The sequence below is a fragment of the Aquimarina litoralis genome (assembly GCF_019295435.1).
Taxonomy (GTDB): domain Bacteria; phylum Bacteroidota; class Bacteroidia; order Flavobacteriales; family Flavobacteriaceae; genus Aquimarina; species Aquimarina litoralis_A.
Window position 1 is genome coordinate 87,966 of sequence record NZ_WEKL01000015.1, and the last position, 12,552, is coordinate 100,517.

Genomic DNA, 12,552 nt, shown 5'->3' on the forward strand with positions numbered 1-12,552 from the left:
TATATTTATTTTTTTTAAAACTTTCTTGTCAATAGTTGTATAATACAATCTATTATTTCCCTCACTCAAAATACCGTTTCCCTCAATCATGGTTTTATAAATAACCCTTTGGTAATACCTTTACATCAATCTAAAAAGATAATTAAGGTTGGATGCGAGAGGAATTAATTTTTTAGGTTGGTTAGTTGTTAAACGGATGTAGTTATGGGGTAAAACTGCGTCCGTTTTTTTATAATATTCCCACATTTTATGAAACGTTATTTCCCTCAACCAAAGTAATGGTTCCCTCATTCTTCATTTTTTACTGCAGTCCTGTAAAATACATTTGGAAGTAACTAAATAACTTATTATGATGAAGAATAGAATACTTATCAAGTATGGAATAGCTCTTATATTTTTAATCTCAATCCAGGCATTTGGTCAGGAAGGGGTAGTCTCTGGAACTCTTTCAGATGAAAGTGGTTTACCATTGCCAGGAGTAAATATAATGATTAGCGGAACCACTATTGGAACACAAACAGATTTCGATGGAAATTATAGTATAAAATGTAACATCGGCGATATTCTTGTTTTTTCATATATAGGCTTTAATCGTAGAGAGGTGTTAGTTACTCCCCAAATGTTTGGAGAAGAAAGTAGTGCTGCTATGATTAAGAAAGAACCTATCCAAAAGATAAGAAGTGATGCTTATGCTAATGCGATCAAGAATATCTCTGAAGAAAAAGTAGAAATTCCGGGCCTGGAAAGTGTATTCAAAACGTATAATAAAAATGGGGCATATTTCGATCATTCGAGGATTAGAAAAATTGACGTTAGAAATGATAAAGTAAAACTCTCTTACTTCCGTCCCTCTATACATTATGAACTAGGATGGAATTCTAATGTCGGATTTCAATTTGTAAAGAATACCAATCTTCCAGAGCTTCAGTCGGTGTATGCCCAAGGAATTCCATTCAATGGCCAGAATACCTTTTTCGGTCCGGAGACCAATGAAATTTTTTCATTTGGTCCTAGAATACAATCCTTAGAGTTTGATGGAACTGCATATGACTTTGATCAAAACGGAAGGTTAGTCTCTTTAGGAAATGGGAATGGTAGCCCAGCAAATATTTATAACAATAGTATTTTTAGAACATCCGTTAAAACATCAAATAATTTGTTTGTTAACGTTTCAACACAGAATGATTTTTATAGTGTTGATTTTCAAAACAGCACCGTTGAAGACATTTTTGGAGAAGAACGAAGTACACATAATGAGTTTACATTAGCTTATAAGAATTCGAAAAGATTAGACAAACCTGTCTTATGGGATGCTTTTATTAAGTACAACAATACTATCGATAACCAACCAAATATTAATGGTTTTCATAATAACTTGTTACTTAATGCATATACAACTCCGATAAGTTTTGAAAATAAGCAAAGCATCCAACTTTTGGATAATATGCAACGGAGTTTTAGTAATAGGTTTAACAATCCAAAGTGGTTGTTAAAAACGAACCAAAATCAAGTAGCAAACAATATCATTATTGCAAGTCTACAAAATAGATTTAGAGTTTCTAATGATGCCTATTTTAAAACTATTTTTCACTATTCTAATGCTTCACGTGAAGAAAAGTTTGGCCTGCCAAGAAGTACTGTTGGATTTTCAGAAGGATATACAAGCGGGAAAAATATTGATGCAAATGAATTCGATTCTAATGTAGTATTTAGATTGGAGAAATATAATGACCGCTCTAAAATAAAGGTTGACTCTAAAATTAATTATAACTATCAGACTTTGAATTATCGTCTTTTTGAGGCAGCACAATTTTCTGGCTTTGATTTTAATAATCCACAAATAAGTAGTGAACGTACTCAAAGTTTAGAAAGAAATACCTTTAGTATGTTGCACAAATTCGCATATACTATCGCTGATCTGAGTACCACAATAATTGCAGGTAATAATTCTTATGCCTCTTCCATACAAAATAGCAAGTGGTTGTTACCAACACTTCAAATTAAAGCTGATCTTGAAAATCATATGCATATACATTGGTTAAGAAGGTTCACTCTTTCTGCAAGAACAACTTTTGATGTAAATGACACCCCATTATTCTATAAAAATCAAAGTCATAATAGTTTGTTGATCAATCCACAAGAAAGCTTTTCATACACAGCCAATAATGATTTATTTGTGACCAATGATATAGCTCTTGAAGAAAAAGAGAGTTATGAACTTGGAACAAATATAGGGATAGAGCTATTCTATAGAGTCAACCTTGATTTTGGGGCTACTTATTTTCACAATAGAATAGACAATAGCGTATTTCCTGTTTTGAAACAAAACAATTTTCAACTTAAGAATATAGCTAATGTCATTAATAAAGGGTTTGAGGCAAATATGAATGTGAACATATTCGGTTATGATAATTTTTCTTACACTCCTGGAATTGTATTTTCTAGTTATAGAACTGAAGTATTAGATATTTTGGATAGTAGTGATCGTATACCGATTGCAGGATTTTCCTCGGTTTCAAAAAATCTAATCAAAGGCCAACCTGCTGGAGTATTTGTGGGGTCTGCATACGAAAGAGACAATCAAAATAATATCATCATTGATGATCAAGGGTATCCATTAGTTGCTTTAGATAAAAAGGTTATTGGAGATCCAACTCCAAAGTATACGATAGGGTTTACTAATTCATTTAGTTGGAAAAGATTTCGATGTAGTTTTTTAATCGACTTTCAAAAAGGAGGAGATGTTTGGAATGGTACACAAAATGTACTGAACTACCTTGGTGTTTCTGAATTATCGGCAAAGCAAAGAGAGATTACGGGTTTTGTTTTTGACGGAGTCAATGAACAAGGAGAAAGAAATACAATTCCAGTAGATTTTGCTAATCCTAATAATGGGCTTTCTGGAAACAAATTTGTTCGATATGGCTTTTCGGGAGTTGATGAAGATGCTATTGTGGATGGAAGCTATATCAATTTGAAATCAATCAATTTTTCGTATGATATTGCTAAAAATAAGACCCATCACTTTTTGAGAGATTTTACCATAGGGGTTTACGCAAACAACCTTTTTACATGGTCTAAATATCGAGGAGCATCACCTTATAGTAATTTGTTTGATCAACAATCTAGCCAAGGACTTAACTTTTTTAATACACCAATCACGAGCGAGATCGGTTTTAAAATCAACTTAAAAATATAACTATGAAAATAGATAGTAAACATATAAAAAGAGGAATTGTTTTATTTCTATTAAGCGCTATATCAATTGCTTTTACTGTAAAGGAAACACAACCTAATCTAATAGAGAAAATATATACACAAACAGACCGATCTTTCTATTTTCCAGGCGAGACGATTTGGTTTAAATCATATGTTACCGATTCAGAACATAAAATCACAAAACTAAGTGAGGTATTATATGCAGAACTAATTTCTCCTAAAGGAGCTATTGTAAAATCTTGGAATTTATCTATCCAACAGGGTTATTCATATGGACATTTTGATATACAAAAAGATTGGGTTGGCGGCATATATACCTTAAAAATGTACACACAATGGATGAGGAATTATGGAGAAGATGCTTTTTTTACAAAGAAGATTACTGTCCAAAAAATAGTACAACCGAATTTATTATTGAAGTTAAAATTTGAGAAAGAAAGTTATGGTAAATCCTCAGAAGTAGTTGCAAATTTTGAGGTAAAAGATTTAAAAAATAATCCTTTAAAAAATAAAGAAATAACTTTTGAGGTAGCCATTGCTGGACAAAAGACATATTCAAAGAGTATACAAACGAATGAATTAGGTAAGGCAAATCCAGCTTTTGTATTACCTTCTGATTTAAATACATCCGATGTTATTTTAAATATATTAGTTCCTCATCAAGGTTCTACAGAGTCTATTTCTAGAAGCGTTCCTGTGTTGTTAGATACGATTGATTTACAGTTTTTTCCAGAAAGTGGTAAAATCATTGCAGGAACGAAAAATACTATAGCTTTTAAAGCAATAAACGAGTTCGGAAAACCAGCAGATATTTCAGGGGATATTATAGACGAAAAGGGAAATTATATAACAAAATTTAGCAGTTATCATGATGGTATGGGTGGATTTGATATTGATAAAGTATCAAAAAATAGCTCATATTATGCTCAGATAAAAGAACCATTTGTTTCAGAAAAGAAGTTCCTACTACCTAAAGTATATGAAGACGGTGTTCGTTTCTCCGTGATGAGTGATTCTTTGCAAACAAGGTTAAAAATCTTTTCCAATAACCCGAAAGAACTTAAACTTGAGATTTCTAATAGTACAGGTGTTTTAGCAAATAAAAAAATAAAAAGTAACCAGAAAATCGTTACAGTTGATACAAAAGACTTTCCAAAAGGTATTGCCAAGTTTACGTTGCTTACCGAAGAAAATATTCCAATTGCAGAGAGACTCGTATTTCTAAATTTACATAAAGAACTGAACATTAATATTTCTCTGAATAAAGAACAATACGAAACCAGAGAAAAAGTAGAAATGACTATTGAAACTACCGATTCGGATGGTGTTCCAATTTCGTCAAATCTTTCGGTTGCGGTTGCGAATAACAAATTACTTTCTTTTGCCGATGATAAACAGGATCATATAATATCTTATTTTCTAATGTCTTCAGAGTTAAAAGGAAAGATCCATAAGCCTGTATTTTATTTTGATCAAGAGGAACCGAAAGCTTCTAAAGCACTAGATTATGTAATGTTGACTCATGGTTGGAGAGACTATTTAATTAATAACGAAATAACAATGCAGAATAGCAAATTCGGACTAGAACAAAAATCTATTCAATCTGGAACAGTAGTAAATAAAAAAGGCGCACCCGTGAAAGCATATCTAATTGTATTTGACCCAAATGGTAATAAGGCTTTTACAATGAAAACAAAAGAAGATGGACGTTTTTCTTTTAAGCTAGAAAGAAAATCTTACACAATGATCGCATATACAGATACGAATACTTCGTTGCGAATAATTAAAGATAAACCTAATCAATCAAAGTACGCTAATGTAAAAAGCTCAATAATCAAAGACTCTTCAGAAATACAAGGCTTTTTTGGAGTAAAGAAACCTTTACAAAAGAAAATTAGTAAAAAAGCCAAAGCTTCTATTGCACTAGGTGAAGATGGCGCTGCCTTAGAAGAAGTTGTAATTGTAGGTTATAGTGTGACAAACAAAAAATCAATAACTGGTAGTAAAGCAATAGTACAATCAGAGGAGATAGAAGAAGGAACAGATCCAATAGGGCTTTTGCAAGGTAGAATAGGAGGAATACAAATCTCAAATGCAGATCGTGTTTATGGTAATAGTTCAAAGATTAATATTCGTGGAGCAGCAGCGCTATCGGGCAATAGTCAGCCTTTGATAGTAGTGGATGGCGTACCGATGAATGTTGCGGATTTTAATGTTATGAATACCTCAAATATAGAGTCTGTAACAGTACTAAAAGATGCGGCTGCAGCTTCAATTTATGGGTGTAGGGGTAATAGTGGAGTCATTCTGATTACTTCAAAAAACGGTAATTATTTTAACAATTGGAATAAAAAGAAACTGAACAATGCTAAGTTTAACAACTATGCAGTTGAGTTTTTTAATGATAATGTTTTAAAAGTTAATTACATAGAAAAAAAATTTTATATTCCGGTTTATCAAGGTGTTTCATTACCGTCAGAACGAACTGATTTTAGACAAACAATATATTGGAATCCTGTAGTACAAACGGATGAATTGGGACAAGCGAAAATATCATTTTATAACACAGATGAAATAACTTCTTTTAAAATAACAGCAGAAGGATTGGGCTACAATGGATTGATCGGGAGAAAAGAAAAGAACTATAGTACTAAAAAATTACTTCGCTTAGCTTTTAAAGCACCTAACTATTTAACGATCAATGATACTGTAGTTTTACCGGTTACTATTATTAATGAATCTACCCAAAGGTTAAAAACTGATCTAGCTTTAGAATTACCTGAAAGTATAAAATTATTAGATAGTATAAACTCTGAGGTTATCGTTGAAGCTAATTCTTCGATGATAAAAAATATCAAAGTTGTTCCAGTTCTTAAAGAGAATAAAACTTTCATCACTGCCTCTGTGAAATCAAATGAGTATAGTGATACAATTAAGAAAGAGGCAACTATTTTAAGCCCTTATTTCCCAACACAAGTTTCCATATCAGGAGATAGGGATCAATCTTTTGATTTTCATATAGATAATGTTGTTGGTAATAGTCTCAAGGCGGAAGTTACTGTTTATACTGATATTGTTGGAGATGTAATGAACGGTATTGAATCCATGATACAACAACCATATGGTTGTTTTGAGCAAACTTCATCAAGTACGTATCCTAATATTTTGGTATTAAAATATCTAAGAGAAACAGGGAAAAGTAATCCAGAAATAGAAAAAAAGGCAATGGATTTTATTAAAAAAGGATACAAAAGATTAATAGGCTTTGAAACAAAAGAAGGAGGATTTGAATGGTTTGGGAAAACACCTCCTCATGAAACATTAACAGCTTATGGACTTTTAGAATTCACTGAAATGAAAGAAGTATACTCCGAAGTTGATCAGAAAATGATTGACCGAACTGTAAATTGGTTAATGAGTAGAAAAGATGGAAAAGGAGGATTCAAAAAGAGCAAAAAAGGATACGATAGCTTCGCCAGTTCTCCATTGAATGTAGCTAATGCATATATAGTTTATGCAATTAGTGAGTCTGGTATACAAACTGACCTAAGCAAGGAGTATCAAGTAACTTATAATGAAGCTTTAAAAAGTAATGATGTTTATAGAATGGCTTTGTTAGCAGCAGCTAGCTTCAATTATGGTGAAAACGAAAAAGGTAATACGCTTCTTGCCAAAATAAAAGAACATATTGAGGAGTTTGGTTTTGGGAAGTTAGCTGTAGAAAATACAATAACTAGATCGTACGGAGATTCAAAAAATATAGAAACAGTAGCTTTTACTCTTCTAGCATTAATGAAAGAAGAACATAAAGATTATGCATTAATATCTAAAGGAATTGAATATTTAGTAAGTAAGAGAAAGCATGGAAGATTTGGCGCTACACAATCAACCTGTATGGCCCTAAAAGCACTAATTGAGTATACAAAAAGCCAAAAAAGTAAAATAATTGGTCAAGATGAAGCTTTAGAAATAATTATCAATAGTAGGAAACTAACTCAAAGGCTTCAAATTAATAAATCTGGAAAAGTGGAGGTTAAAGGTTTGGAAGATTATATAACAAAAGGCAAACAGAAAATAGAAATTAACTTTCAAAATTCTGAGCATACATTTCCATATGCAATAGATATACAATGGGATAGTTTTTTGCCAGATTCCTCAGAAAAATGCCAAGTGGATTTGAAAACTACTATAGCAAATAATCAATATAAGGTTGGTGATAATGCAAGAATGAATATTGAAGTAAGTAATCTTACCTCAAATGGATTGCCAATGGTTACAGCAATTATCGGTATTCCATCAGGAACATCAGTACAACCATGGCAATTAAAGGAAATTTTAGAAAAAGAAAAGGTGGCATTTTATGAAATCTTTGATAATTATCTAGTCTTTTATTGGAGAGAGTTTGCTCCTAACGAAGTAAAAAAGATAGCCATAGATCTAAAAGCTGATATCGCAGGGAAATATCAAGCTCCAGCAAGTACAGTATATGAGTATTATGCTAGTGAATATAAGAGATGGATTTTTGGTAATCATCTACAAATAGCAGAATAGTTATGAGTTAAGAAAGTATGAAACGGATGTAGTTTTTGGGTAAAACTGCATCCGTTTTTTATGCGGTCATTGAATACTCTTTATAAATTTCACGAACTAGTTTGTGGTATGAATTTTTATGTATAGCAATCCTATTGTCTTTAATTTCCATAAGTGGATTGTAACGTTTTAATACCTTTTCTACAATTTCTTCGGTAAAATAAGTTTTAGAGGCAATTCTTTTGATAGCAAATTGCTTCTCCTTTTTAGTGAGATTTCTATAATATGTATTGAGCATGACTTTAAGTAAGCATAAATTGTGTGAATTTATTCTAAAGATATAAAAATATATACAAAAAACATAAATTGTATATAATTATATATGTTTTTGAAAATTTTATGTGTAAAATAGTTTTGATATAAAAAAAGAGCTTCTTTTTTAAGAAGCTCTTTATCAGGTTAAAAGAGTACAGAGTTGAAGAATGAAACAACTCTTTATTATAGAGAATACATGATTCTCTTTTTTTTTGGTTGGTACGTGTGAATACTATTTTTTATTCATCATTGCAAAGTTCAAAGCGCAACTAATTATATATTAGAAATAATTATGCCATGAGATGAAAAACAGTACAAAACATTAATAATCAAATAATTGTGTTTTTTTTATGCTTTTTAGTTGTTAGTTAATCTGTGTAACGAAGTATGATAACTGTAGATAAGATCCCCACTTTGGAGGTTAATTAAGATAATTTTTGGAATATCTAAAAAGAGAGTTTTTAATTTTGGATCTTAATATTTTCCAGAAAATTAAATAATTGCATGAAGTATACTACGTTACCCAATACAGATATAAAAGTTAGTAAAATTTGCTTAGGTTCCATGACTTGGGGTGAGCAAAACTCTGAGGCTGAAGGTCATGAGCAAATTGAATATGCAATCAGTAAAGGAGTTAATTTTATAGATACTGCCGAATTATATTCTGTGCCAGCAAAAAAGGAGACACAAGGAAGTACAGAACGTGTAATAGGAAGCTGGCTAAAGAAATCAGGTAAGAGAGAAGATGTAGTGATTGCCTCTAAAATTGTTGGACCTGCAGAGTTTTCTCAACATATAAGAACTGGTGGATTTAGTAAAGAGGAAATAGAAGATGCGATTCACAAAAGTTTAGAAAGACTACAAACCGATTATATAGATTTATATCAATTACATTGGCCAGAGAGGCATACGAATTACTTTGGAAAGCTTGGATATACTCATGACGAAAATGATCCTTGGGAAGATAATTTTGCTGAGGTTTTAGGATATTTAGAAGAGTTTATAAAACAAGGAAAAATTAGACAGGTAGGGGTTTCAAATGAATCTGCATATGGTTTGATGAGATATGTTGAAGAAGGTAGAAAAGGAGCTCCTAAAATGATAACAGTGCAAAATCCTTATAACCTTCTTAATCGAAAAGATGAAATTGGTCTTGCAGAGATTTTACATCGAGAAAATATGGGACATTTACCTTACTCACCATTAGGTTTTGGTATGCTTACTGGAAAATATTTAGAAGAAATTCCTAAAAACTCTAGAGTAGATCTTTTCCCAAATTACAATCGATATATGAACGAGAATAGTTATAAAGCGACTCGATTGTATAATGAAATCGCCAAGAAATATGATATTAGTTTAACGCAGATGTCATTAGCTTTTGTAAATCAGCAACCTTTTGTAACCAGTAATATTATCGGAGCAACTTCTCTACAACAGTTAGAAGAGAATATTGGTAGTATCGAGTTAACATTATCGGATGAGATACTCAATGAGATTAATGAAGTTCATGCACAAATACCAAATCCAGCTCCATAAATAAGCAGAACTAAATAAAGACGACCTTTTACTCGTTAAAAAGTATAGTTGGCTCAATCCTTGTGTCAGAATATCTTGTGATATCCTAGATTGCACTTAACAACAATATACTTTTATCATGAAAAAAATAGTTTTCTTTTTTTCCTTTTTGGTGACATGTTCGTCGATAGCTCAATCAGAATTTAATGAATTTGAAAATGGATTAATCTATTCCCCAGAAGCTATATCCAAACTTCAGGAAATTGTTGGAGATAAAAATGAAGCTTTTCGTAAATGCGACCTGTCTAAGGAGTTTTATTCATTTTCCCAAACCAAAGGTTTTTTCATAGAAGTCAAATCAAACACCGAGAAACTTGTAAAGGATTTGCAGTCTAACATTACGTTGGATGACTTTCTAAAGAAATATGAAATTAAAGAGGAGCCTAAGTTTCATTTGATAGTGAAATCGGTATATAAGAATTACAGGAATGAAGAAGTAGTTGAAATTAGTGAAGAACCAGAAGGAAGGTCTTTAATAATTGGCGCTGATAATTTTACTAGTTTTCAAAATAGAAAGTGGATATTTAAAAAGTATAAAGATAAAAGTATAGGTGTTTTTTACTTAGATGAACCATTGATTTCAAAATTAATACCGAGATCATATGCAAGGATGATACAGTATTCTGAATGTTTAATAGATACAACTACGACAATACATCCTAAGCAAGCTAGAAAAACTGGTAGAAGATCAACAATAATAAACGAAGAACTAAACAAAAGAACTGCTTTCTTCAAGTATATAGATCAAAATTTTGATGAAAAAGAACCGGAGTATTCTGATCTTGATGAGGAAGATTATGAATTATATTATCAGAAGTATAGAATATGGGATAGAAATAGGACTAAATTTATAAAAGAAAATTTATCAAAAAAGTTAGAATTTAAGCAATTACTTGAAGAAGCCTGCAGTGAAGCTATTTTGAGTAATAGTGGACATGATGAGTTAGAAGGTTATATTGCTTCATATTATTCCAAAGAAAAAGCATTAGAACTTAAAAGGGGAAGAATAGTTTATGGCAGTTGTAGTCAAGATCAAAGACCAAGAATTCATGCTATGAATATTGCTCAACTTTCTGCAGAAAGTTATAATTGGGATGTGTTTTTAAGGGCTCATCTTAATATAATGAATGATCGTTTTCACAGAAATTCAGATGGCAGCTATGCATGGGCTAGAAGGGAGACGTATATTAAGGAGTTGGAAGTTTTAAATATTAATGTTTCTGATTTGATTTATGGTATAAGCTTTAGGGTTAAAAACCCAAGTAAGAATCACTATTATTCTAATATTAGAAGAGTTGGTAGGGCATTAGCCGAAAGTGATCAAAAAGATGAAATAGCTTCAGAATTGGTAAAAATTATTAAAGATTCTGAATTAGACGATTACAATAGGTTGATTATGTTTTATTTATATCATAATTTTAGATATAATCAGAAGGATACTTATACAAAAAGTCATATTGAATATATAGCTAGTTTACTACCAGACTATTTGAGACCTAATGTAAAAACCTAATTATCCAAAAAGGTATTCTACAACATCTTCAATTTTACCAACAAGTTGAATGTTGATCGTATTATTTCGGTTAGAAATTTTATTGTATTTAGAAACAAAAATGGTCGAGAAACCTAGTTTTTCGGCCTCCTGAATCCTTTGTTCTACCTTGGTGATGGGTCTAATTTCTCCAGCAAGTCCAACTTCGGCTGCAAAACAAAAGTCTTTAGCAATTGGGATATCCTCATTAGAGGATAAAATAGCACCAACAACTGCTAGATCAATTGCAGGATCATCTACAGAAATACCACCAGTAATATTAAGAAAAACATCTTTGGCTCCTAATCTAAAACCAGCACGTTTTTCGAGAACAGCTAATAACATGTTTAAGCGTTTTAGATTATAACCGGTTGCGCTGCGTTGCGGCGTTCCATACACCGCAGTACTTACTAATGCTTGAATCTCAATCATTAATGGGCGCATGCCTTCTACAGTAGCGGCAATAGCAGTACCACTTAATTCTTCTTCCTTTTTAGAGATTAGAATTTCGCTAGGATTAGAAACTTCTCTAAGCCCACTCCCTAGCATCTCATAAATTCCTAATTCTGATGTTGAACCAAAACGGTTTTTTAAGGCTCTTAAAATTCTATATACATGATTACGGTCTCCTTCAAACTGAAGTACCGTATCTACCATATGTTCTAATATCTTTGGTCCCGCTATATTTCCATCTTTAGTAATATGACCTATTAGAATTACAGGAGTTGCTGTTTCTTTTGCAAATTTGATTAATTCTGTAGTACATTCTCTGATCTGAGAAATACTTCCAGCACTACTTTCTATATAATCACTGTGTAAGGTTTGAATAGAATCAATAATGACGATATCGGGTTCTGTCTCTTCTATTTGCCTAAAGATATTCTGAGTTTTAGTTTCTGTAAGAATTAAACAATTATCAGTTTTAGAATGAATACGTTCAGCACGCATTTTTATTTGTTTCTGACTCTCTTCTCCTGAAACATATAGGGTTTTATAAGGTAGTTTTAGACTGATTTGTAATAATAATGTACTTTTTCCGATACCAGGTTCTCCTCCTAATAGTGTTAGTGAACCAGGAACCAATCCACCACCAAGCACGCGATTCAATTCTCCATCATCCGTATTGTATCTAGCCTCCTGACTCGAATCAATTTCCGAAATTTTTAATGGTTTTGAAGCTCTACGTTCTTTGGAAGTGTTACTACCAGCATCTTTCCAGTCATTTTTTGAAGCCTTTTGAACTACTTCTTCTACGATAGTATTCCATTCTTTACAAGAAGTACATTGTCCTTGCCATTTGGCATACTGAGCGCCACAATTCTGGCAGAAAAAAGTAGTTTTTGTTTTGGCCATATCCTATAAATTGATGGTAAAAATACTAT

General features: G+C 31.8%; 6 protein-coding genes. 4 read left to right on the plus strand and 2 right to left on the minus strand.

What is annotated here, in order from left to right; all coding sequences use genetic code 11:
• The first annotated feature begins 349 nt into the window (after positions 1-349).
• Both GBO31_RS10190 and GBO31_RS10195 read left to right on the plus strand, forming a co-directional pair.
• Entirely contained in the window at positions 350-3,199 is a 2,850-nt protein-coding gene (locus tag GBO31_RS10190) for a carboxypeptidase-like regulatory domain-containing protein (protein WP_246615838.1), read from the plus strand.
• A 2-nt stretch (positions 3,200-3,201) separates the two neighbouring features.
• Positions 3,202-7,770 (plus strand): TonB-dependent receptor plug domain-containing protein, encoded by a 4,569-nt coding sequence (locus GBO31_RS10195; RefSeq protein WP_219008229.1) that lies wholly within the window; start codon positions 3,202-3,204, stop codon positions 7,768-7,770.
• A 58-nt stretch (positions 7,771-7,828) separates the two neighbouring features.
• Here GBO31_RS10195 and GBO31_RS10200 read toward each other — a convergent pair whose 3' ends face one another.
• Entirely contained in the window at positions 7,829-8,047 is a 219-nt protein-coding gene (locus GBO31_RS10200) for a hypothetical protein (RefSeq protein ID WP_219008230.1), read from the minus strand.
• Between the two features lie 521 nt (positions 8,048-8,568).
• Here GBO31_RS10200 and GBO31_RS10205 point away from each other — a divergent pair.
• Together GBO31_RS10205 and GBO31_RS10210 are read left to right on the plus strand one after the other, a co-directional pair.
• Complete coding sequence (locus GBO31_RS10205) at positions 8,569-9,600, plus strand: aldo/keto reductase (RefSeq protein ID WP_219008231.1); 1,032 nt, start codon at positions 8,569-8,571, stop codon at positions 9,598-9,600.
• A gap of 118 nt (positions 9,601-9,718) precedes the next feature.
• Positions 9,719-11,152, plus strand: a complete 1,434-nt coding sequence (locus tag GBO31_RS10210; RefSeq protein WP_219008232.1) for a hypothetical protein — start codon at positions 9,719-9,721, stop codon at positions 11,150-11,152.
• On the opposite strand, the gene radA is transcribed toward GBO31_RS10210, so the two are convergent.
• On the minus strand, positions 11,153-12,523 hold the full coding sequence (gene radA / locus GBO31_RS10215) for a DNA repair protein RadA (protein WP_219008233.1): 1,371 nt from the start codon (positions 12,521-12,523) through the stop codon (positions 11,153-11,155).
• Between the last annotated feature and the right edge of the window lie 29 nt (positions 12,524-12,552).